We start from the raw sequence: 23341 nt of genomic DNA, 5'->3' as shown, positions 1-23341 counted from the left end.
TCTGTGTGTGTCGATGAATGCCATCAGCATGCCGTCCATTAAGCGCATTGCCAATTCGCAAATGCGTAGGCAGGGCTTTGGCAAACTGAAACGGCTGGCTCACAAATGCGCGTTAACCCGCTGTCTTCACCGCTGTAAAAGGAGAGGTTCCAATCTCTGCGATTGCGCTGGCGGGCGCAGCCTGCGACAGTGCCACCATGTCGCAAACCCCTGAACCTTCTGCCGCCTCGCTCACTGCCGAGCAGGTCGCCCATTTGCAAAGCTGGATCAACAAGACCGAGACCATGCAGGACCTGGTGGCCCGTACGGCCGCGGCGGGCCTGTCGGCCACCCTGGACCGCGATGACCTCCCGGCCCAGGATGGCGACAGCCTGCCGCCGCTGTGGCACTGGATGAACTTTTTGCCGATGGCGCGGCAAAGCCTGCTGGGGCCCGATGGCCACCCGGCGCGTGGCGGCTTTCTGCCGCCCGTGCCGCTGCCCCGGCGCATGTGGGCCGGTGGCCGCCTGCAGTGGCAGGCAGACAACCCGCTGCGCATTGGCGAGAGTGTCGAGCGCGTCTCGCGCATCGCCTCGGTGGACCACAAGGTGGGCCGCTCGGGCGAGCTGCTGTTTGTGCTGGTGCAGCACAGCTACCGCAATGCCCGGGGCCTGGCGCTGACCGAGGAGCATGACATCGTCTACCGCGCCGCCGCCCAGCCCAGCGACCCGGTGCCCCAGCCCACGGCTGCGCAGACGCAGGCCGCCTGGAAGCGCGAGATCACCGCCGACCCGGTGATGCTGTTCCGCTACTCGGCGCTCACCTTCAACGGCCACCGCATCCACTACGACCGCAGCTATGTCACGCAGGAGGAGGGCTACCCGGGCCTCATCGTGCATGGCCCGCTGATCGCAACCTTGTTGGTCGATCTGCTGCGCCGCAATGCGCCGGATGCCGTGCTGACCGACTTCTCGTTCAAGGCCATCCGCCCCACCTTTGATCTGCACCCTTTTACCGTGCTGGGCGAGCCCCAGGACGATGGCAAGACCATCAAGCTCTGGGCGCATGACCACGAGGGCTGGCTCACGATGCAGGCCACCGCCAAGATCCGCTGAGCGCCGCCACCAACAACGCTTTTCCCAACACCGGCGGGTGGCGCAGACGCTGAAAGCGCCGCCACCCCCAACGCCCGACCCAGAACCATGATCGAACATACCGGCTCCAACAACTTCCCCGAAATCCGCGATGCCATCCGCGCGCTCTGCGCCGAGTTCCCCGATGAGTATTTCCGCAAGGTCGATGAGGCCCGTGCCTACCCCGAAACCTTTGTCGAGGCGCTGACCAAGGCCGGCTGGCTGGCCGCGCTGATTCCGCAGGAATACGGCGGCTCCGGCCTGGGCCTGACGGAAGCCTCGGTCATCATGGAAGAGATCAACCGCTGCGGCGGCAACTCCGGCGCCTGCCACGGCCAGATGTACAACATGGGCACCTTGCTGCGCCATGGCTCGACCGCGCAGAAGGAAAAGTACCTGCCCAAGATCGCCAGCGGCGAGTGGCGCCTGCAATCGATGGGCGTGACCGAGCCCACCACCGGCACCGACACCACCAAGATCAAGACCACGGCCGTGAAGAAAGGCGACAAGTACGTCATCAACGGCCAGAAGGTCTGGATCAGCCGCATCCAGCACAGCGATTTCATGATCCTGCTGGCGCGCACCACGCCGCTGGCCGAGGTCAAGAAAAAGAGCGAAGGCATGTCGATCTTCATGGTCGATCTGCGCGAGGCCGAGAAAAAGGGCATGGCCGTGCGCCCCATCCTGAACATGGTCAACCACGAGACCAATGAGCTGTTCTTCGAGAACCTGGAGATCCCCGAGGAGAACCTGATCGGCGAAGAGGGCAAGGGCTTCAAGTACATCCTGGACGGCCTCAACGCCGAGCGCACCTTGATCGCTGCCGAGTGCATTGGCGACGGCTACTGGTTCCTTGACCGTGTGACCAACTATGTGCGCGACCGCGAAGTGTTTGGCCGCCCGATTGGCCAGAACCAGGGCGTGCAGTTCCCGATTGCCGATGCCTTCATCGAGGTGGAAGCGGCCAACCTGATGCGCTGGAAGGCCTGCGAGCTGTTTGACAAGCACGAGCCCATGGGCGCCCAGGCGAATATGGCCAAGTACCTGGCGGCCAAGGCAAGCTGGGAGGCGGCCAATGCCTGCCTGCAGTTCCACGGCGGCTTTGGCTTTGCCTGCGAATACGACGTCGAGCGCAAGTTCCGCGAAACGCGCCTGTACCAGGTGGCACCGATCTCGACCAACCTGATCTATTCCTACGTGGCCGAGCACATCCTGGGCCTGCCGCGCTCGTTCTGATGGCGCTGCGCTGCGAGAAAAACAGACAACCGGAGTCTTCATGACCAGACCATTGGACGGGATCACCGTCGTATCGCTGGAGCACGCAGTCGCTGCGCCTTTTTGCGCGCGCCAGCTGGCCGATCTGGGCGCGCGCGTCATCAAGGTGGAGCGGCCGGGCAGCGGCGATTTTGCGCGCGGCTATGACAGCCGGGTGCGCGGCCAGTCCTCGCATTTCACCTGGCTCAACCGCAACAAGGAAAGCCTGGCGCTGGACCTCAAGGATGCGGCATCCTTGGAGGCGCTCAAGCAGCTGCTGGGCTCGGCCGATGTACTGCTGCAGAACCTGGCACCGGGCGCTGCGGCGCGCATGGGCCTGTCCTACGAGGCCTTGCACGCCGCCTTTCCGCGCCTCATCGTCTGCGACATCAGCGGCTATGGCGACAACGGCCCCTACCGCGACAAGAAGGCCTATGACCTGCTGATCCAGAGCGAGGCGGGCTTTCTGTCGGTGACCGGCACGCCCGAGACGCCGAGCAAATCGGGCATCTCGGTGGCCGATATTGCGGCGGGCATGTATGCCTACACGAATATCCTCTCGGCCCTGCTGCTGCGCGGCAAGACGGGCGAGGGCAGCCATATCGATGTGTCCATGCTCGAAGCGCTGGGCGAGTGGATGGGCTACCCGATGTACTACGCGTTTGAAGGCGCAGCGCCCCCACCGCGCACCGGCGCATCGCATGCCAGCATCTACCCCTATGGCCCCTTTGTGGCCGGCGATGGCGGCACGGTGATGCTGGGCCTGCAAAACGAGCGCGAGTGGAAGATCTTCTGCGACCAGGTGCTGCTGGCACCGGCGCTGGCGACCGATGCGCGCTTTGACAGCAACGCCAAGCGCAATGCCAACCGCGCCGAGCTGCAGGCCGAGATTGTGCGCATCTTTGGCGCGCTCCATGCCAGCGATGTGGTGCAGCGCCTGGACGAAGCTGGTATTGCCAACGCCCATGTCAACGACATGGCGGGCCTGTGGGCGCACCCGCAGCTGCTGGCCCGCCAGCGCTTTGCGCAGGTGGACACGCCCGTGGGCGCGGTGCCGGCGCTGCTGCCGCCCGGGCGCAACAACCAGTACGACTACCGCATGGATGCGGTGCCTGCGGTGGGCGAGCACACGGCCGCCATACTCGATGCGCTGCAGCTGCCGGCCGATGCGCTGGCCGCAGTGCGTAAGGCCTCCGGCCTTTGATGCTATCTGTTGGAGAGACAAGAACATGACCACAGCAACCTCACAACCCACGCCCGCCGCCCAACTGGCCCGCTTTGCGGCCGAGCTGCAATACAGCGACATTCCCGAATCCGTGCTGCAGAAAACCGAAGACCTCTGGGTCGACTGGTTTGGCTCGGTGGTCGCCGGCCACAATGCCCGCCCCGTGGCCAGCATCACCCGCTTTGCACTGGGCCAGGGCCCGGCGCAAGGCCCGGCCGAAGTGATCGGCCCCGAGGGCCGCAGCAGCAGCCCTTATCTGGCGGCCATGGCCAATGCCGCCGCCTCGCATGTGGCCGAGCAGGACGATGTGCACAACGGCTCGGTGTTCCACCCGGCGGCGGTCGTCTTCCCCCCGGCCGTGGCCGTGGCGCAGGCGCTGGGCAAGTCCGGCAAGGAGCTGCTGACCGCCTGCATCGCCGGCTATGAAGTCGGCATCCGCGTGGGCGAGTTTCTGGGCCGCTCGCACTACAAGATCTTCCACACCACCGGCACGGCCGGCACCTTGGCGGCGGCGGCGGCAGTGGGCCATCTGCTGGGCCTCAATGCGCAGCAAATGCTGCATGCCTTTGGCTCGGCCGGCACGCAGTCTGCAGGCCTGTGGGAGTTTTTGCGCACCGCGGCCGACAGCAAGCAGCTGCACACCGCGCATGCCGCTGGCGCCGGCCTGATGGCCGCCTACCTGGCCAAGGATGGCTTTACCGGTGCGGCCGATATCTTCTGCGGCGCGCAGGGCATGGCCGCTGGCATGTCCAGCGACAGCGACCCGGCCCGCCTCATCGACGGCCTGGGCACGCGCTGGGCGACGCCCGAGACCTCGTTCAAATGGCATGCCTCCTGCCGCCACACCCACCCGGCCGCCGATGCGCTGCTGCAGGTGGTACGCGCGCACCAGCTCAAGGTCTCGGACATTGCCGAGGTGGTGACCCATGTGCACCAGGCCGCGATCGATGTGCTGGGCCCCGTGGTGGACCCGAGCACGGTGCACCAGAGCAAGTTCTCGATGGGAACGGTGCTGGCACTGGCCGCGCGCTTTGGCTTTGCCGGCCTCAACGAGTTCGACAACGAATTCCGGGCCGAAGACACGATGGCGCTGCGCGACAAGGTGCGCATGGTGCTCGACCCCGAGGTGGACGGCGCCTACCCCCAGCGCTGGATTGGCAAGGTGACCGTGACCACCACCGATGGCCGCGTGCTGGAAGGCCGGGTGGACGAGCCCAAGGGCGACCCGGGCAACACATTGAGCCGCGAGGAGCTGACCGACAAGGCGCTGCGCCTGGGCGAATTCAGCCGCGCCGTGCCCGCCGCGCAGATGCAGCAATCGGTGCAGAAACTGTGGCAAGTACGGGATTGGACCAGGGTCGAAAAGCTGTTGCTGGCCGTATAAAGAAAGCAGCAGCGCCGAAGCTGGGTGGCTGCGACGCGGGGGCCCGACCGGGCCCCCACCCCATACCGGGATGGGCGATGTACCCTTCCCAAGACCAGGAGACAAAAATGCGCTTTCGCTTGTTGACACCGGCAGCCGCTGCCGCCGTGATGGCCTGTACCGGCCTGGGCCTGCACCTCAACGCCCAGGCGGAGGACTGGCCGACCAAACCGGTGGTGCTGGTGGTGCCCTACTCGGCCGGTGGCCCTACCGATGTGGTGGCGCGCATGCTGGCCATTCCGATGGGCAAATCGCTGGGCCAGACCGTGGTGGTGGAAAACACCGTGGGCGCAGGCGGCACGATTGCGCCGGCGCGCGTGGCCCGCGCCAAGAACGATGGCTACACCATCCTGATCCACCACATGGGCATGGCCACGGCACCATCGCTGTACAAGAAGCTGCCCTATGACCCGCTGAAGGATTTCGAGTACATCGGCCAGGTGCTCGATGTGCCGATGACGCTGCTGTCGCGCAAGGACTTTCCGGCCAACAACTTCCAGGAGCTGATGGCCTATGTGAAGGCCAACCAGGAGAAGGTGTCGCTGGCCAATGCCGGCATTGGCGCCGTCTCGCAGCTGTGCGGCATGCTGTTCGCGTACCAGGCCGGCGTCAAGCTCACCACCGTGCCCTACAAGGGTGCGGGCCCGGCAATGAATGACCTGATGGGCGGCCAGGTCGATCTGCTCTGCGACCAGACCACGCAGACCGCGCCGGTCATCAAGGACGGCAACCGCGTCAAGGTGTTTGGCGTGACCACGCCCCAGCGCCTGACTGCCATGCCGCAGATCCCCACGCTCGATGAGCAGGGCTTGAAGGGCTTTGATGTCAAGGTCTGGCACGGCATGTACGCCCCCAAGGGTACGCCGGCCGAGGTGATCACCAAGATCAACACCGCCTTGAATGTGGCCTTGAAGGACCCCGTCGTGGTGCAGCGCATTGCCGACCTGAGCAGCGAGCTGGTCACCCCGGACCGCGCCACGCCGCAGAGCCTGAAGACCTTGCTGGAATCGGAAGTGAAGCGTTGGAATACGGTGATCAAGGCCGCCGGCGTGACCGCCGAATAAGCCTGGCGTTCACCCGCGCAGGAGCAGGGGCCATGGGCCCCTTTTTTGATAAACGGAAGACTGATGGACATGACTCTCAACACGCATCCGCTCGCCACCGCCACCTCCTGGCTATTTGTACCGGCCAGCCGCCCCGAGCGCATTGCCAAGGCCCTGGCCAGTGGGGCCGATGCGGTGATCGTGGACCTGGAAGATGCGGTGGCGCCGCAGGACAAGGAAGGCGCCCGCGCCGCCTTGCTGGGCGCCTTTGGCCAGCTGCAGGCAGCAGAGCGCGCCCGCGTGCTGGTGCGCATCAATGCCCATGGCACGCCCTGGTTTGATGGCGACCTGCAGGCGCTGGCGCAGCTGGTGGCGCAGGGCGCTGCTGGCGTGGTGCTGCCCAAGGCCGAGACGGCCGAGGCAATGGCGCTGCTGCTGCCGGCGTTGGGCACGCAAGGGCTGCTGGTGCCCATCATCGAATCGGTGGCGGGCCTGCATGCCATCGATGCGATTGCGCGCGCGCCGCGCGTGCTGCGCCTGGCCTTTGGCCATCTGGATTTTCAGGTCGATGCCGGCATGGCCTGCGCCGAGGACGAGAGCGAGCTGCTGCCGGTGCGCCTGGCGGTGGTGCTGGCTGCGCGCCGCGCCCAGCTGCCCGCGCCCATCGATGGCGTGACCGTCAACACCCAGGAGGCTGCCGTGGTGCAGGCCGATGCGGCGCGTGCGCTGCGCGGCGGTTTTGGTGGCAAGCTCAGTATCCACCCGATGCAGGTTGCGCCCATCAATGCGGCCTTTGCGCCGACGGAGGCGCAGCTGCAGCGCGCCCAGCAGGTGCTGGCGGCCGCCGAGGCGGCGCAAGGCGGGGTCTGCGTGGTCGATGGCCGCATGGTCGATGCCCCCGTGATTGCACTCGCCCACAAGACCTTGCAACGCCACCAGCAGGCCCAGCGGCGCCTGCAAAGCGCGTCCTGAACAAGTTCTCAAAAAGCGGCCTGCACGGGGTGCAGGGCAGGACACTTTCTGACACAGACCTCCGCAATCTCGTCGATATACTCGCTCCACTACCGCGCCGCTACATTGGCGCACCGATATAGGAGAGCGACATGTTCAAACACGCGATTGCCTGGGCCGCCGTGGCCCTTACCGGGATGGCCCATGCCTACGTGCCCCAGGGCGGCACCTGGATCATCTCCGACGAAGTCAACGGCCGGCCCGGCCGTGGTTTTGCCGTCGATGTGCAAAACGACGTGCTGGTGATGCAGGTCTATGCCTATGAAAGCAGCGGCCAACCCACCTTCTACATGGCCACCGGCCGCCTGAACGAGAACAGCGAGCTGACGACCACCCTGGGCCGCTACGAAGGCGGCCGTTTCCTGGGCAGCGGCGACCGCAGCGGCGTCGAGCGCGGCAGCCCCGGCAATGTGCGCATCCGTTTCGTCAGCGGCACCTTGGGCTACATCACCCTGCCGGGCGAAGGCGAGAAGGAAATCAAGCGCTACCAGTTTGGCTATGACAACTCGCCCGCCTCCTTGCTGGGCCTGTGGAGCCTGGTCTATGGCGACAGCAATGGCAATATCGAAACCGAGACCATGCAGCTGACCCGCATCACCGGCGGCTCTTCCTTCAGCAGTGGCATGACCGTCTCTTACGACGGCCTGTTTGCCTGCGAGCAGATCATCCGGGGTGTCGATACCGGCAAGACCCAGTGCGTGAAGATGCGCAGCGGCACCTCGAGCGAAACGGTACGGAGCTTCTGGTTTAACTTCAGCGTCAACCAGGCGGAGGGCAACTGGAACAATACCCGTGGCTCGGGCGAGGGCGCGCTGTACGCCAACCGCCTGATGCAGAACTCGGGCCGCATCACCGGCCTGCTGCGCAAGGTGACGCCGGATGCCGGCAGCGAGCAGGGCAGCAACGACGATGCGCTGCGCGCCGCACTGGAAGCCCAGGCCAGCGCGCGCCAAAGCCGCTGATCTGCGTTGACTGCCCCATGAAAAATGCCCTGGCTTGCCAGGGCATTGTTGTTGGGGCCTGAGCCTTTTATTCGATGCGGGCGCCAGTGGCTTTGACGACAGCAGCCCAGCGTTCCATCTCGCGGTCGATATGGGTGCCCAGCGCTTCGGGCGTGGAGCCGACGGGCTCATAGCCGCTGGCGGCCAGCTGCGACTGCAGCGCGGGGTTTTGCAGCGCGGTCGCAATCTCGCGGCTGAGCTTGCCGGTGATGTCGGCCGGCGTGCCTGCCGGGGCGATCACCGCATACCAGCCATTGATGTCAAAGCCGGGAAAGCCCTGCTCCTGCACGGTGGGGATCTCGGGGGCCAGGGCGGAGCGCTTGGCGCTGGTGACGGCCAGCGCATGGAGCTTGCCGCTGCGCACATGCGGGATCGAGGTGGAGATGCTGTCAAAGGTCAGGTCGATATCGCTGGCCAGCATCGCATTGACGACGCCGGCACTGCCCTTGTAGGGCACATGGGTCATCTTGACGCCGGCGGTGCTGGCAAACAGAGCGCCGGCCAGGTGGCCGGTGTTGCCATTGCCGGCCGAGCCATAGGTGAGCTTTTCCGGGGCGGCCTGCGCGGCCTTGACCAGCTCGCCAATGTTCTTGGCCTGCAGCTTGCTGCTGCCCACGACGATCATCGGCAGGTTGGCCACCAGCGAGACCGGTGCAAAGTCCTTGCGGGTGTCATAGGGCAGCTTGGGGTAGAGGCTGTCATTGATCGCGTGCGCGGCCAGCACCATCAGCACGGTGTAGCCATCGGGCTTGGCGCGCGCCACATACTGCGAGGCCAAGGTGCCACCGGCGCCGGGCTTGTACTCCAGCACCACCGGCTGGCCCAGCTGCTGCTGCAGCTGCAAGGCCAGTGGCCGGCCCAGCAGATCGGCACTGCCCCCGGGTGGGTAGGGGATGACCAGCTGGATCGGCTTGCTGGGCCAGGGCGCTGCATGGGCCATGCCGGTCAGCAGGCTGCTGCCGGCAACAGCCAGGCCCGCGAGCAGGCCGGCCAGCTGCCTGCGCCGGTGGGTGGTGGGGTGGCGATGGGTCATGTCATGTCTCCTGGTCTTGTTTTGGGATGGACGCCGGCGGGCGTTCAGGCCGCTGAGGCGCTGGTCTGGCTGGTTTGGCTGGCGTAGAGCGTGCGCAGCTCGCGCTTGAGCACCTTGCCGATCTCGCTGCGCGGCAGCTGCGCTTGGATGACCAGGTCGGCCACGCGCTGGGTCTTGCCCACGCGGCTGTTGAGCCACTGCTGCAGCTCGGCCGCCAGGGGGCTGCTGCCGGGCTGGGGCACCACATAGGCGACGGGGCTCTCGCCCCAGGCATCTGAGGGCACGCCGATCACCGCGCATTCGCGCACCTCGGGGTGCTGCAGCATGACGGCCTCGATGTCGCTGGGGTAGACGTTGAAGCCGCCGGTGATGATCATGTCCTTCTTGCGGTCGCCCAGCACGATGAAGCCATCGGCGTCCATCTGGCCCACATCGCCGCTGCGGATAAAGCGCTCGCCGCTGGGGCTGATCCACTCGGCCTCGCGGGTCTTGTCGGGCTGGCGGTGGTAGCCGGTCATCATGCCGGCCGAGCGGCCGACGATCTCGCCCTGCGCGCCTGGGGGCAGCTCCTGGCCGTCCTCGTCGATAAAGCGCAGATCGGCATCCGGCCCGGCGCGGCCGACGGTGTGCAGCTTGTCGGGGAACTGGTGGCAGTGCAGCTCGCAGCGCACGCCCCCTTCGGTCATGCCGTAGTACTCGATGAGGCGCCCGGGCCAGCGGCGCAGCACCTCGGCCTTGAGCGCGGTCTTGAACGGCGCGCTGGTGCAGAACTTGTGCTGCAGCAAGTGCAGATCGGTCTGGTCAAACGCCGGGCAGTCGAGCAGGCGCTGGTACTGCACGGGCACCAGCATGGTGTGGGTGGCGCGCTCCTCTTGGGCCAGCTGCAGGTACTGGGCCGCATCGAACTTGCGCATCATCACCAAGGTGCCGCCCAGGGCCAAGGTGGGCAGGACCGCCACCAAGCTGGTGTTGGAGTACAGCGGCGTTGCGCACAGCGATACCGCATCGGGCCCGTAGCCGTTGGTGACTGCGCGCTTGACATGCGACCAGCGCATGCCCCAGCTTTGCACAATGCCCTTGGGCACGCCGGTGGTGCCCGAGGAGTAGATCAGGTTGAAGGGCCACTGCGGCGTGGGCTGCACCGGCTGGGGCGCCTGGCCGGCAGGCACCTGGGCCAGCCAAGTGCTCCACGGTGTGCCTGCCTGCGGGGCATCGTCCAGCGCGATGCAGCGGCGCTCTGCGGTGCAGGCCAGCGGCCACTGGGCGGCGACCTCGGCATCGCGCAGCAGCAGCTTGGCCTCGGCGTTGTCCAGCATCGCGCTCAGGTGCTCGGCCGTGGCCGATGGCGCCCGCGGCGCCACGACGACACCGGCCTGCAGCGCGCCCAGGTAGGCCAGCACATAGGGCACCGAGGTGCTGGCGCAGATGGCCACCACATCACCGGCTTGCAGGCCTTGCTGCTGCAGCGCGCAGGCCACCTGGCGCATGCCCTGGGCCAGCTGGGCGTAGTTCAGGCGCGTGGCGCCCAGCACCAGCGCGGTGTGCTCGGGGCGCTCCTGGGCCTGGGCCAGCACCAGGGCGGGGATGGAGCCAAAGGGCTGGGCGAGTTGGAAGGAGGAAGTGTCAGACATAGCAAACATGCAAACGAAAAAATCAGTCCAGGGACAGGTTGGCGGCGCGCACGATCTCGGCCCAGCGCTTGCGCTCCTGCGCGATGAAGGCGTCGTGCTCGGCCGCCGTCTCGCCGCCGGGCACACCACCCAGCTCGGCAAAGGTGCGGCGGATGTCGGCGCTTTGCAGTGCCTCATGCGCTGCCTGCTGCAGGCGGTTGACGATGGCGTCCGGCGTGCCCGCCGGGGCGAGCAGGTCAAACCAGGCGGTCACATCCATCGGCACGCCGGCCTCGCGCATCGTCGGCACATCGGGCAGCTGGGCCGAGCGCTCGCGGCTGGTGATGGCCAGTGCCCGGAACTTGCCCGACTGGATGTGCGGCATCGAGCTGGGCAGGTTGTCGATCATGAAATCGACCTGCTGGCCCAGCAGGGCGGTGACGGCGGGCGCTGCGCCGCTGTGGGGCACCAGGGTCACATCGAGCCCGCTTTGCTGGCGGAACAGCTCGGTGGACATGTGCGGCGACTGGCCCACGCCCGAGGTCGCGGCCGTCAGCGGCTTTTGCTTGCCCAGTGCGACGAGCTGCTGCACGTTCTGGATGGGGGAGTTGGCATGCACCACCAGGATGTTGGGCACCGAGATCACATTGGTGATGCCGCGCAGGTCATTGGGGCCGTAGGCCAGCTTTTTGTAGAGGCTGAAATTGATGGCCACCGGGCCGATGTTGCCCATCAGCAAGGTATAGCCATCGGGCTTGGCGCGCGCCACATAGACGGTGCCGATGCTGCCGCCGCCGCCGGCCTTGTTTTCGACGATGACGCTGGTCTTGAGCGAGGAGCCCATCTTCTGGGCCAGCAGGCGCGCTGCGATATCGGTGGTGCCGCCGGCGGCCGCTGGCACGACGATGGTGATGGGGCGGGACGGCCAGTCGGCCGCGAAGGCCAGCAGGGGTGAAAGCAGCAGGGCCGCGAGGGCGCGGCGGCGCGCAAAGCGCATGGCGTTGTCTCCGTATTTATCGTTAAGGGTTCACGATAGGGAGTTCCACCCAGCGGCGTGATGGGGTTTGCCTGCACCAGCGCGCATTGGGCCTTCGCACTTGCGAAAGCCATGCTTTGCGTGCGCGGAAGCAGGGCCAAAAAAAAGCGGCCCGAAGGCCGCTGATGAAGCGTGGAATAGCGCTGACTTTATGGGTACAGACCGCGTGCTTCGCGTGCGTGCAGAATGCGGCGGCAGGCGATGATGAAGGTGGCGGTACGCAGGGAGACCTTGTTCTCTTGCGCCACTTGCCACACGGCGGCAAAGGCTTCTTGCATGATGCGCACCAGACGGGCGTTGATCTCGTCCTCGCTCCAGAAGAAGCTGGAGAAATCCTGCACCCATTCGAAGTAGCTCACCGTCACGCCGCCGGCGTTGGCGATCACATCGGGCAGCACCAGCACACCCTTGTCATGCAGGATGTCATCGGCTTCGGTGGTGGTGGGGCCGTTGGCGCCCTCGATCACCATCTTGGCCTTGATCTTGCCGGCATTCTTGCCGTTGATCTGGCCTTCCAGCGCAGCAGGGATCAGGATGTCGCAGTCGACGGACCAGAAGTCGTCGTTGGCCATCTTGTCGGCGCCCTTGAAGCCGCCCACGCCACCGGTGTTGGCCACGTGCTCGAGCACGGCGGGCACATCCAGGCCCTTGGCGTTGAAGATGGTGCCGGTGTGGTCCTGCACGGCCACGACGATGGCGCCCGCTTCGGCAAACAGCTTGCCGGCCGTGCCACCCACATTACCAAAACCTTGCACCGCCACCTTGGCGCCTTGCAGGGCCAGGCCCGACAGCTTGGCAGCCTCGACGCCCACGGTGAACACGCCGCGGCCGGTGGCCTCGACACGGCCGAGCGAGCCGCCCAGATCGATAGGCTTGCCGGTGACCACGCCGGTAGCGGTGGCGCCGGTGTTCATCGAGTAGGTGTCCATCATCCAGGCCATGATCTGGCCGTTGGTGTTCACGTCGGGCGCCGGGATGTCCTTGGACGGGCCGATGAACAGGCCGATTTCGCTGGTGTAGCGGCGGGTCAGGCGTTCGAGCTCACCCTTGGACAGGGTCTTGGGATCGACACGGATACCGCCCTTGGCGCCACCGTAGGGCACGTTCACGGCGGCATTCTTGATCGACATCCAGGCCGACAGGGCCATCACTTCGGACAGGGTCACATCCTGGTGGAAGCGCACACCGCCCTTGCCTGGGCCACGGCTCAGGTTGTGCTGCACGCGGTAGCCTTCAAAGTGGGCGATCGTGCCGTTGTCCATCTCGATGGGCACATCCACAATCAGCGCGCGCTTGGGGCGCTTGAGCGTCTCGACCCAGCGGGCCAGCGAGCCCAGGTAAGGCGTGACGCGGTCGACCTGCTGTAGGTAGTTGCCCCAGGGGCCCAGGTGCTTGTGGTCGAGGTAGGAAGGCAGTGCGTGTTGTGGCGCTGCGGCGGGAGTGCTGTTGGACGGCATACGATCCATGCGGTTGAAAAGGTCTGTACAGCTTAAATCCGCTCTATACCCTTTGTCCAAGGCCGGATGATTGGGATGGAATGCTTTTTTTGCATAACCTGGCACGGGTGCTGCTTACATGTCGCGCTTTTGCTGCGGTGACAGGGGCAGGCAGCGCTGTCCGTTACGCTATGCCGATTGGACTTTTTACACTTTCGGACCCATCGCCATGCCCTCTGCCAACACCGCTTTGACCTTCCAACCCGCTGCACTGGCCCAGGCGCTGCAGACCGCCACCTCGGCCGGCGCCGCCATCGATGCAGGCGCCTGGCCTGCCAGCCTGGCGCCTGCCGACATCATCGCCGTGCACCGCGAGCGGGCCCAGCGCTGGGGTGACGCCGCCCAAGCGCCCCAGTACTGGAAATCGGGTGGCCCCAGCCGCAGCCAGCCGCTGGGCCATGCGCCTCTGCCACCCCAAGGGGTGCACGGTGGCGGCGCCGATCTGCGTGCCACCCCGTTTTTTCTGCGTGGCGTCGAGGCGGAGATTGCGCTGCGCCTGGGCCGCGCGGTCGATGCGGACCAGGCCGCTGCGCTCGATGAGGCCAGCGCGGCCGAGCTGATGGATGCGATGGCGGTAAGCATCGAGATGGTTGATTCGCGCTGGCAGCAGCAGCTGCAGGCGCCTGCGGCCTTGAAGGCGGCGGACCTGCTCTGCCATGGCGCGCTGGTGCTGGGTGCCTGGCAGCCGTACCGCCCGGTGGATGGCAGCACGCAGCGCTGCACGGTACAGATCGGTGCGCAGCCCGCCCAGGCGTTTGAGAACAGCTACGGCCTGCAGGACCCGGCCTGGCTGCTGCCGCAGTGGCTGCGCCATGCAACGGCCCACTTTGGCCGCCTGCGCGCCGGCACCGTGGTGACCACCGGCAGCTGGTGCGGCTTGCTGCAGGCCGCAGCTGGCGATGCAGTGCGGGTACAGTTTGACGGCATTGGCGAGCTGCGCGTGCAGCTGTAGTGCGCGCATCCACGCCAGAAAGCACAACGCACACCGTTCGCCATGGGCGAGGGTGTGCGTCGCACAGCGGGTGGCCGGCCCCTGCCGGCGCAGGCTATCAGTTCTGGGCGATGGCCGAGGGGTGCTGGGCCAGCGGCGTGACCGAGATCTTCATGTAGGGGAACAGCGGCAGCGCCTGCAGCAGGCCGTGGAGCTCGTCGTTCGATTCCACATCGAACACGCTGTAGTTCGCATACTCGCCCGCCACGCGCCAGATGTGCTTCCAGCGGCCATCGCGCTGCAGATCTTGCGAATAGGCCTTCTCGCGGGCCTTGATCTCTTGGGCCTGCTCTTGGGGCAGGTCATGGGGAATGTTCACATCCATGCGAACCAGGTACAGCATGTTTTCTCCTTGGCGGCGCCCCACCGGGCGCCATGGGTCGATCGGTTGGTCTGGGCCCTGCGGACAGGGCCACGGCGCATTGTCCGCCCAGAGGCAAGCCAACAGAGTCTCGTCGGCTAATCGTTGCTTGGGAAACTTTTTGGATCCTGGATGAGGGGTGGCCGGCTAGGTGCGGCCGGTGAGGTGTGGCCGGCAAGGTGTCCTCGGCTGGGCACGGCCGACTGGGCGCCCCCGGTTAGGCGCCTCCTCGCTCAGGCGCTGGCGCAAAGCTCATGAACAGGCCGTAGATGCCCAGCTGCGCCGCAATCTGGGGCAAAAAGCTGAACAGCATGTACAAGGGCAAGGTCACGAGCAGGCTGAACTGCTGGGCCAGCCAGGCGAGCGAGGCGGCCTGCAGCGGGATGCTGACAACCAGCATCAGCATGCCGGTCATCGTGGCGGCGACCTTGTGCAGCACCGGGATCGGGAAGATGTAGAGCACCAGCGCATGCACAGCCGGCAGCAGCCAGAGCATGGCCAGGCCCATGTCCAGGATGTTGTCGGCCAGCAGGCGGTTGACGTCGCTGACGGCCAGCGTGGGCAGGAACTCGTAGGACAGCAGCCCCACGATGCCCAGCAGCGCGACGATGCGCAGGCCGTAGATCAGCGGCAGGCGCTCGCGCGAGAGCACAAAGGACAGCGCCATCAGCCCCAGCGACAGCAGCGCGCCGCCCCACCACTGCCAGAGGTTGGGTGGCGGCACGTAGAAATGCGTGCGCACCACCTCGATGGGCACGCCCAGCAGCGATGTGGTCTGCACCTCCACGCCCTCGCTGCTGCCCAGGCCCAGATGCGGCCAGGCCCAGCCCAGCACATCGGCCCAGCGGTGCATCAACAGCGGCGCAGCCCACCACAGCACCAGCCAGAAGGCCAGCAGCAGCACCAGCAACTGGGCGCTGTGCTGCCAGGTCCAGATGTAGCTTCTGAGGCCCCGGTGCTGGCGGGTCATGCGCAACGACATGGCCTGGCCTTAGAAGTCGAAGAACACCGCAGCGCTCAGGCCCTTGCGGTTGTAGTAGGGGTTGCGGTAGAACTGGCCGCCGACCAGGTAGCCCCAGTCCTTGCCCAGCCACTGGCGCCATTGCAGGCTCAGCTCGGTCGACTGGAAGCCGACCTGGTCACCGGCACCGTTGGCCATGGCGCCGGTGGGCAGGTAGCCTTCCTTGCCATGGTCGATGCGGGCGGTGAAGTAGTGCTGCTTTTCGCGGCCCATGGTCAGCGCGGCAAAGCCGCGGTAGCCTTCGACCGAGCCGGGGTTGGACTTGTTGTAGACCACGCCGCCTTCGCCGACCCAGTCATTGGCCGAGTAGTAGGCCACCGACGCGGTGATGCCAGTGTCGCGGTGGATGCCGTCGCGGCTGGCCGACTTCATCAGCGCCAGGCCGGTCACCCACTGCTGGCTCTCGGTCCACTTGCGGTAGATGGCGATGTCGCCGCGGTACTTGTTCTGGAAATCGGCCGAGCCGGAGCTGGCGCCCACCGACATGTACCACCAGGGCGACAAGGTCTGCGTCAGCGACAGCGCGCCCACGGTACCGCGCTGGTCAAAGTGGCGCTGGCTGGCCAGGTCCCAGTTCAGCACGGTGCCGGGCTTGAGGCCGACATAGCCGCGCACGTACTCGTCGTTCCAGTTGCTGTTGCCGCCGGTCAGGCTGGAAAAGCCCGCGCCGATATCAACGCGGCCGCGCTGGCCGGGCTCGAAGTCTGCGGCCGGTGCTGCCGGCGCGGCGGCGGGCTCGGTGATGGGAGCTGCGGCGCTGGCGGCCGTGGTCTGGGCCATCGCGGGGGCCAGCAAGGCGGCGGCGCTCAGGGCCAGGGAGCTGCGCAGGAAGAAGGTGTTCATGGTGTTCTTGTGTTGGTTTTTAGAGGGAGGTTGGCTGCAGGTGGCGGGCAATCGCGGCGGCAATCTGCACGCCGCTGCTGCCATCGCCAAAGGGGTTGTCTACGGTGACCGGTGGCTGGCCGGGCAACTGGCCCGTGGCCAGCACATGGCTGGCGGCCGAGAGGATGCGTGCAGCCTCGGTGCCCACCAGCAGGCCGGCGCCGCAGGTGATGACTTCCGGGCGCTCGGTCACATCGCGCATCACCAGCAGTGGCTTGTGCAGCGACAGGCCTTCTTCCTGGATGCCGCCCGAATCGGTCAGCAGCAGCTGGGCCGCGTCCATGATCTCGACCATGGGCGCATAGTCCAGCGGGGCCGTCAGGCGCCAGCGGCTCTGCACCTCGGCAGCACTGGCGGCATGCACGCTGCGCACCACGTCCTGCACCAGCGGGTTCAGGTGCACCGGCCAGATCACGGCGGCATCGGGGTGTTGCTCGAGCAGGCGGGCCACCGAACGGGCGATCTCCACCATGGGCTCGCCCCAGTTCTCGCGCCGGTGCGCGGTCACCAGCACCAGCTGGCGCAGGCCGCTGTCGACAAACCACTGGTAGTCCGGGTTGGCCACCGGCTGGCCGGCAGCGCGCTGCTGGCGCACATGGCGCGCGGCCAGCAGCACGGCATCGACGACGGTGTTGCCGACCACCGCGATCTCACCGGGCACGTTTTCCTTCTCCAGGTTCTCGCGGGCCTGGCCGGTGGGGGCAAAGTGCCATTGGCTCACGCGGCCGATCAGGCTGCGGTTGATCTCTTCGGGGAAGGGCTCGGAGATGCGGCCCGAGCGCAGGCCGGCCTCGACATGGCCGACGGGGATCTGCAGTTAGGCGGCCGCGAGCGCGCCCATGGCGGCGCTGCTGGTGTCGCCATGCACCAGTGCCACGGCGGGTTGGAGGCTGGCCAGGGTGCTGCCGATGGCCGACATCAGCTCGCTCGACAGCGCCGGCAGGGTGGCGACCTCGCGCTTGAGGCGGATCACCTCCTGGGGGGCGATGCCGAAGAATTCATACAGCGGCCAGGCCATCTCCTCGTGCTGGCCGGTGTGCAGCACATGGGTGGTGATGCCGCGCTGGCGCAGTGCCAGCACCACCGGGGCCATCTTGATGATCTCGGGCCGGGTGCCCATGATGGCGGCCACGCAGAAGGGGGAGGAGGGATTGGAGGAGCTCATGGTTGGCGATGCAGTTCAAGGCTGAGGTCTTTGCCGTCCTGCACGCGGACCAGCCAGGCGTCGTCGGTGGCTTGCACCTGGGCCTGCCCGGCGCGCACGCGCACGGCATCGTATTTTTTCTTGGGCACGGTCCAGGTCATCGTGGCCAGGGACTGGGCGTGGCTGGCGCTGAGCAGGTCGTTGTCGCCCTCGGCCGTGATGGACCACTGCACCTGGTTGCGCCGGCTGAGGAAGTCGGCCGCCTCGCCCATCGAGATGAACTGGCATTGATGGCGGTCCGCACAGGCCTGCACGCTGTCGATGTAGGCCTTCACGGCGGGCAGGTAGTCCACCGCGCCAATGGGGTGGAAATAGCTCAGGCGGATGCTGCGGGTGTGCTCGATAAAGCCCGCGACCTGCTGCAGCCACTGGCCAAACTCGGCAACCGGTATCTTCTGGAACGAGGCCTCTTCGGCCGACGCGACCTGGCCATAGGTCAGCACCGGGAAGGCCCAGGACTGGTCGACCTGGCGCGAGCCCAGCCACAGCCGCGTGGGCGGCATACCGACGTTGGCCACCGTGTAGTAGGCCTGCACGCCATGCTCGGCCATCCAGTCATAGGTCCACAGCGGGGTGTTGCCATTGGGGGCCGAGTATTCCTTGGGCTGCAGGCCCTGGTTGGCCTTGGTGACCGAGGCATTGTTCAGATCGAGAAATGGCATGAAATCGTCGGCGTTGTCGTCTGAGGCGTTGTTGCCGAAATAGTTGTGGATCCAGCCGCCATGGTTGCCGATGGTGTGGCCCTGGCTGAGCAGCTTCTGGATCATCTGCTGGGCGTCTTCGTTGTAGTCCAGGTCCATGCCCAGGCCGTCGCCCGGCTTGTTCACATCGGGGCCGGCGGTGAAGTGCAGGGACTGGTGGCCGTGGTCAAAAACACCGGCGTCCTGCAACTCGTGCAAAAAGCCGATGGCCCGGCCGTCGTCGTTGTGCCAGTTCAGCACCAGCGCGCCCATGCCATCGGGTGAGGCCAGCAGTTGCGGCTGCTGCACCAGCTGCTGGGCAAAGTAGCCCAGAAAGCCGTGCAGAAAAATACCGTCGGTGCGCTGCAGCAAATAGGTCAGCGGCAGGTTGATGAACATGGCCTGGCCCTTGCCCCAGCGGTTGACGCTGGCCACCACATCGCCATTGCTCGATTGCAGCAGGATGCGTGCGCCCTGGGGGCGGTCGGTCTTGAGCACGGTAAAGCGCTGCGAATCCTTGGTGTAGCCGGCGATGAAGCTGGGAAAGCCCGGTTCATCGACCGCCAGCTCCTCGGGGTCGATCGCGGTGAGCTTGGCAGCGGCCTTGGCATCGAGGTAGCGCCCTGGCGGTATGCCCAGCAGCTCCATCGTGGCGGGCGCGCCCCGGATCTCTTCATAGTCGGACAGCTGGTCCTTGTAGGTGTCGTAGTCGCCATAGCGCACGCCCAGCATCTGCGACAGGCGCGATGTGCCTTTGCTGTAGTAGCCGCGCTCGTCCAGCATGCCGCCGTCCTGCACCACCATGGCCTTGCCGCCAGCCTGTACCACGTCGATCAAGGTCTGCACTGCCGCATCCGAGATATTGCGGTGGAAGGTGTCGGGCAGGATCACCGCCTGCTGCGCAGCGGGGGCGCCATAGTGGATGCCGCGCATCCATTCGCTGATCGCCAGCGGCTTGAGCAGCACGCCGCGCTCGCGCGCCGCCTCGCTCCAGATCTGGACCTGGGGCGCATTGGTGGGCAGGCCATCGGGAACCAGCAAGCTGATGGTGGCGTAGTGCTGGCTGGCCTGCAGGCTGCGCGACTGGTGCCAGCCGATGACGGCGAGCAGGCACAGCACCACGGCGGTGGCGGCCAGCCATTTCTTCCAGCGCAAGAGCTTGTTCATGGTGTCAGCCTCAAGGGTTGGCAGCCGGGGCAGGCGCGGGCATCGTGGCCATTGCAAAAGGGCACTGGGTGCTGATGCCCGTGTGCGCCAATGCGTGGTCAATCATCGCATCGAGCACCGTCCAGCCCACCGTGGGCTGGAAGGGCCGCAGCGATGCACGCCAGCAGGCGGCCTGGATCGGTGCGGTTTGGCGCATTTTCCATGCAACCAGGCCCCATGCATAGTGGTCTTCGCTGCGCGAGAGCCAGGCGCTGCCATGCTGGGCCAGCCACTGGGCGGTGGCGCGGTCCGATTCGGCGCGCGAAATAACGCCGGTCTGCCACAGGTAGGCGCTGGCCAGGGTGTGGGGATAAAAGCGTGGCTGGTCGTATTCGGGCAAGGCCGGTTTCCAGTCGCTGCCGCTGCGAAAACGCCGGTTGATGGCCGCTGCCAGCTGCCTGGAGGCGGGGCCGGCCTGCGCCCCTTCGGCCACGCGCAGCGCCTCGTAGACCTCGATGTTGTCCATCAGGTAGTACAGCTCGGTGTCCAGCAAGGCTTTGTAGAGCTGGTTCTTGGGGTTGCGCAGGCGCGCGAGCAGCTGTTGGCTGCGTGCAACGGCTTGCTGGGCGGCGGCCTGCTGGCCCGGCTCCAGCCATTTCTTGTGCTGCGCCTGGTGCAGCATCTCGATCGTGGTGGCGGCCATGGAGTCGTCGGCATCGGCACCCATGCAGCTGCGCCAGGCCTTGTCGGCCGTGGGGCAAAAGCGGTCAAAGCCGCCATCCTGGCGCTGGCGCGGCAGCAGCCAGGCCAGCCACTGCTGCAGCTCAGCCTGCAGTGGCACATCCGCCTGCAGCGCGATGGTGAAGCCCTTGTTGATGAAGTAAGGATCCACGACCTGGCCGCCCAAGGTGGTGTAGTAGGCGCCATCGCCCGTCGCAAAGGCGGCCAGCGCCGGGGGCTCGGCTGGCTGCGCTGCGCCCGCCAGCTGCCAGGCCATGGCCGCCGAGGCGATCCAGAGATTGCGTGTTTTCATAGCACCACCTGTCCGGAACGTACGGCAGCCATACTGCCATAGACCCGCACACTGGCGTGCAAGGCAATGGTCCAGGCCGAGACACTGCTGGGGCAGTCCTTGTCGCCCACCTGGCTGTCGGGGCCCAGCTGCAGGCGCTTGCCGGCGCACAAGGGCCCTTCGACATAGTTGTTGCCCTTGGTCTGCAGGTCGCCCTGCACGAACACCGCGCCCTGCACACAGGCGCTCTGGGCCAGCACGGCATTGCCATGCACCTTGATATGGCCCACGACCACGGACATCTCTTCCATCAGCAGGTTGCCGGTGACCACCAGGCCGCCGCGCACAATGGTGCCGGCGGGAATGCGCAGGTCGCCTTCATGGCGCCGCTGCAGCGTCGTCAGCGGCATGCCGGTGCCCAGCTCGGGCAGCGGGAACTGCAGCGAGCGCTTGAGGGGCCAGGTAAAGATGCAGGCGGCCGAGAGGCGCAAAAAGCGCGCACCGGGCGACAGCACGATATGGCGCTCGGCGCTGGTCAGGCGGGCCAGCTGGGCCGGGCCCAGGCAGTGGATGCTCTTGGCATGCAGCACGCGCTGCACCACGCTGTTGGCCTGCAGCTCGACGACGTCGCTGGAGACAAGGCTGCGCAGCTGCGATCTGAAGCCGATCACGACCGGTACCTCGGTCCGGGCCATCAGGCGCGATTGGCCACGGGGCACCATCAGGCGCCCCTGGTCATCGTGCTGCCATTGGGCCATGCGCTGGGCGGTGTAGTCCGTGCGGCCGTTGTCCAGCGGATCGATGGCCAGCGCATCGGCATCGCTGCGCGAATACAGCTCGCGCAGCGCCGGCAGCAGCGGCAACAGGAAGACCAGGGCGGTCACGGTCAGCCACATACTGCCAAACAGCAGGGGGTGGACGGGGGCGGTCATACACGTGCTTCAGGCAGGGCGGAGGGGGAGACGGCGGCGGCGGGGGCAGTAGCGGGCGCCTGGCGGTAGCGCACGGTCTTGTCCCATTTGAACTGGCGTTTGAACAGCTTGTCGAGCAGCAGCCCGTCGATCGTGGCCTTGGAAACCGCCACCATGCTGACGACAAAGCCCGTCAGCAGCAGCGGCAAGAGGCGCAGGCGGCGCTGGTGGCCATCGAGGTGCACGGCAGCGGCCACTTCAAAGAAGGCGGCGAAGTTGCCCACGCAGGCAAAACCGGTGGCGATCAGCAGCATCAGCAAGGCAATGTTCACATTGGCGCCGATGCCGTATCCGGTCACCGTCAGCACCAGGGCCAGCAGCCAGCCCACCAGCAAGATGGGCGACATCAGGAACACGCCCAGGAGCGCCACGCCGTCGACACGCTCCATCCAGCGCAGGCCCTTGCGGGTCAGCATCTCGGTGCCCAGCTTGGTCATCACCTGGTTGTGGCCCTTGGCCCAGCGGCTGATCTGGCGAAAACGCACGGCCCAGCTCTCAGGCACTTCCTCATAGCATTCGGCGTAGCCCAGGTAGGCGGTTTGCCAGCCCTTGAGCAGCAGGCGGTAGGTCAGGTCGGTGTCCTCGGCCAGCACCTCGGGGGTCCAGCCGCCCACATCCTGCAGCGCGCTCAGGCGAATGCCGCCCACGGTGCCGCCGTACTGCGCCACCGCACCCATGTTGAAGCGGGCTTGCTGGTCGACCTGGTAGCCGCCGGAGCGCTCCAGATCCAGCAGACGGGTGAGCAGGTTCACGCCGGCGTTCTGCGGCACGACGCGGCCCATGACGGCGCCCACCTCGGGGTCGAGGAAGGGGGCGACCAGCTGCTTGATGATTTTCTTGCCCGGCAGGTAGTCGGCATCGAACACCACGATCAGCTCGGACTCGCCCCGGGCCTGGACGATGGCGGTGGCATCGGCCAGCGCCGCGGCCTTGCCTGGAGGGCCTTCCTGGCGGTGGAACAGCTGCAGGCGGCCAGGGTGGCGGTCGGCATAGCTGTCGATGATCTGGCGCGTGCCATCGGTCGAGCGGTCATTGACCGGCATGATCGTCAGGCGATCGCGCGGGTAGTCCACATCCAGGAGCGCCTCGATGCAGCCCGAGATCACGGCCTCTTCGTTGTGCGCTGCAATAAAGACGGTGATGTGCGGCCAGTGCGCCTGCTCGATGCCGGCATACAGCGGGCGCTGGCGTGCGAACAGGCGGTTGAGCGTGAACGCGTAGTGGCGGAAGGTGTAGAGCGCCTCCAGCAGCACCACCACCAGCAGAGCGGCCAGGCACAGGCCCAACCCCCAGGTGGCCCAGCTGGCCTGGTAAGGCCGCAGTGGCTGGGCATGGGCCAGCACAGGCAAAAGGCCCAGGAACGCTGCGCAGAGGGCAGGGGCCTGAAAGGAGGGGGCGGAGCGCTTGGGCATGATGATTGATAGAAAAAAATTCTCACGACTTGTGATTCGATTATATCAATCACCACAAACGCATGAATAGTGTTTCAACAAGTATCCGAGTAAAAAGTAAGTATTTATTAACGATAAAGGGAATAACTATCAAAGATTTGCCAAAAGAGGGCACTGAGCAGGTTACAAATTGATGCTTGATTTGGAAGCCTTTTTTAACGATCAAATGTAAAAAATGCTGCGGCGCATCAAAATTTTATGTGTCTGGATGATGCTTTTCTTGAGGGGTCTGATGCCTACCCCATAGAAAAATGACAAGGCATGCTTGGGGCTTGGCGACAACGCTGCGCCCTGCATCAGCGCTGGCAGCGTGGCGCAGACCATCCGGGCGCGATGGGGCAGCGCCCAGACGCAGGCGGTTTGGGCGATGGAGGAGGG

At 66.1% G+C, this 23341-nt stretch carries 19 protein-coding genes and 1 pseudogene; 8 read left to right on the top strand and 12 right to left on the bottom strand.

The window, feature by feature from the left end:
- Positions 1-197: 197 nt before the first annotated feature.
- The 7 genes from WH303_RS02825 (at position 198) to WH303_RS02795 (ending at position 8030) form a co-directional block, all read left to right on the top strand.
- On the top strand, positions 198-1094 hold the full coding sequence (locus WH303_RS02825; RefSeq protein WP_339516847.1) for an FAS1-like dehydratase domain-containing protein: 897 nt from the start codon (positions 198-200) through the stop codon (positions 1092-1094).
- A gap of 87 nt (positions 1095-1181) precedes the next feature.
- The gene (locus WH303_RS02820) at positions 1182-2348 is read left to right on the top strand and encodes an acyl-CoA dehydrogenase family protein (protein ID WP_339516845.1); all 1167 of its coding nucleotides are present in this window, start codon (positions 1182-1184) and stop codon (positions 2346-2348) included.
- A gap of 40 nt (positions 2349-2388) precedes the next feature.
- On the top strand, positions 2389-3570 hold the full coding sequence (locus WH303_RS02815) for a CaiB/BaiF CoA transferase family protein (protein ID WP_339516843.1): 1182 nt from the start codon (positions 2389-2391) through the stop codon (positions 3568-3570).
- A 25-nt stretch (positions 3571-3595) separates the two neighbouring features.
- Positions 3596-4975 (top strand): MmgE/PrpD family protein, encoded by a 1380-nt coding sequence (locus tag WH303_RS02810; protein WP_339516841.1) that lies wholly within the window; start codon positions 3596-3598, stop codon positions 4973-4975.
- Positions 4976-5124: 149 nt separating this feature from the next.
- Entirely contained in the window at positions 5125-6078 is a 954-nt protein-coding gene (locus tag WH303_RS02805; RefSeq protein WP_052329736.1) for a tripartite tricarboxylate transporter substrate-binding protein, read from the top strand.
- Between the two features lie 69 nt (positions 6079-6147).
- Positions 6148-7029, top strand: coding sequence for an HpcH/HpaI aldolase/citrate lyase family protein (locus WH303_RS02800; RefSeq protein WP_339516839.1), 882 nt, complete (start codon positions 6148-6150; stop codon positions 7027-7029).
- Between the two features lie 131 nt (positions 7030-7160).
- Positions 7161-8030: a hypothetical protein gene (locus tag WH303_RS02795; RefSeq protein ID WP_021024706.1), complete on the top strand. Its 870-nt coding sequence runs from the start codon at positions 7161-7163 to the stop codon at positions 8028-8030.
- Between the two features lie 67 nt (positions 8031-8097).
- Here the strand turns inward: WH303_RS02795 and WH303_RS02790 are convergent, their stop codons facing one another.
- The 4 genes from WH303_RS02790 to WH303_RS02775 form a co-directional block, all read right to left on the bottom strand.
- Positions 8098-9102 carry a tripartite tricarboxylate transporter substrate binding protein gene (locus WH303_RS02790; RefSeq protein WP_339516837.1) on the bottom strand — a complete coding sequence of 335 codons (1005 nt, stop codon included), beginning with the start codon at positions 9100-9102 and terminating at the stop codon, positions 8098-8100.
- A gap of 44 nt (positions 9103-9146) precedes the next feature.
- A complete protein-coding gene (locus WH303_RS02785; protein ID WP_339516835.1) occupies positions 9147-10733 on the bottom strand; it encodes a class I adenylate-forming enzyme family protein in 1587 nt (528 codons plus the stop codon).
- Between the two features lie 22 nt (positions 10734-10755).
- Positions 10756-11709 carry a Bug family tripartite tricarboxylate transporter substrate binding protein gene (locus tag WH303_RS02780; protein WP_339516833.1) on the bottom strand — a complete coding sequence of 318 codons (954 nt, stop codon included), beginning with the start codon at positions 11707-11709 and terminating at the stop codon, positions 10756-10758.
- A gap of 188 nt (positions 11710-11897) precedes the next feature.
- The gene (locus WH303_RS02775; RefSeq protein WP_021024710.1) at positions 11898-13205 is read right to left on the bottom strand and encodes a Glu/Leu/Phe/Val family dehydrogenase; all 1308 of its coding nucleotides are present in this window, start codon (positions 13203-13205) and stop codon (positions 11898-11900) included.
- Between the two features lie 208 nt (positions 13206-13413).
- On the opposite strand from WH303_RS02775, the gene WH303_RS02770 reads away from it, so the two are divergent.
- A complete protein-coding gene (locus WH303_RS02770) occupies positions 13414-14196 on the top strand; it encodes a fumarylacetoacetate hydrolase family protein (protein WP_339516830.1) in 783 nt (260 codons plus the stop codon).
- Between the two features lie 97 nt (positions 14197-14293).
- Here the strand turns inward: WH303_RS02770 and catC are convergent, their stop codons facing one another.
- From catC to WH303_RS02730, 8 genes and pseudogenes are all read right to left on the bottom strand, one after another.
- Positions 14294-14578, bottom strand: a complete 285-nt coding sequence (catC, locus tag WH303_RS02765; RefSeq protein ID WP_021026843.1) for a muconolactone Delta-isomerase — start codon at positions 14576-14578, stop codon at positions 14294-14296.
- Between the two features lie 235 nt (positions 14579-14813).
- Positions 14814-15578, bottom strand: a complete 765-nt coding sequence (locus tag WH303_RS02760; RefSeq protein WP_339516826.1) for a hypothetical protein — start codon at positions 15576-15578, stop codon at positions 14814-14816.
- Between the two features lie 9 nt (positions 15579-15587).
- Positions 15588-16460, bottom strand: coding sequence for a YaiO family outer membrane beta-barrel protein (locus WH303_RS02755; RefSeq protein WP_339516824.1), 873 nt, complete (start codon positions 16458-16460; stop codon positions 15588-15590).
- Positions 16461-16479: 19 nt separating this feature from the next.
- Positions 16480-17592, bottom strand: a pseudogene (wecB, locus tag WH303_RS02750) (non-hydrolyzing UDP-N-acetylglucosamine 2-epimerase).
- A 68-nt stretch (positions 17593-17660) separates the two neighbouring features.
- The gene (locus WH303_RS02745; RefSeq protein ID WP_339516822.1) at positions 17661-19550 is read right to left on the bottom strand and encodes a hypothetical protein; all 1890 of its coding nucleotides are present in this window, start codon (positions 19548-19550) and stop codon (positions 17661-17663) included.
- Positions 19551-19560: 10 nt separating this feature from the next.
- A complete protein-coding gene (locus WH303_RS02740; protein ID WP_339516820.1) occupies positions 19561-20562 on the bottom strand; it encodes a hypothetical protein in 1002 nt (333 codons plus the stop codon).
- Positions 20559-21473, bottom strand: a complete 915-nt coding sequence (locus tag WH303_RS02735) for a polymer-forming cytoskeletal protein (protein ID WP_339516818.1) — start codon at positions 21471-21473, stop codon at positions 20559-20561. The genes WH303_RS02740 and WH303_RS02735 overlap by 4 nt, the downstream gene beginning before the upstream one ends.
- Positions 21470-22924, bottom strand: coding sequence for a glycosyltransferase family 2 protein (locus WH303_RS02730; RefSeq protein WP_339516816.1), 1455 nt, complete (start codon positions 22922-22924; stop codon positions 21470-21472). Before WH303_RS02730 ends, WH303_RS02735 begins: the two co-directional genes overlap by 4 nt.
- Between the last annotated feature and the right edge of the window lie 417 nt (positions 22925-23341).

It is taken from the genome of Comamonas sp. MYb69, from assembly GCF_037479315.1.
Lineage (GTDB): Bacteria > Pseudomonadota > Gammaproteobacteria > Burkholderiales > Burkholderiaceae_C > Comamonas.
This window is presented reverse-complemented; position numbering and strand designations above follow the sequence as displayed.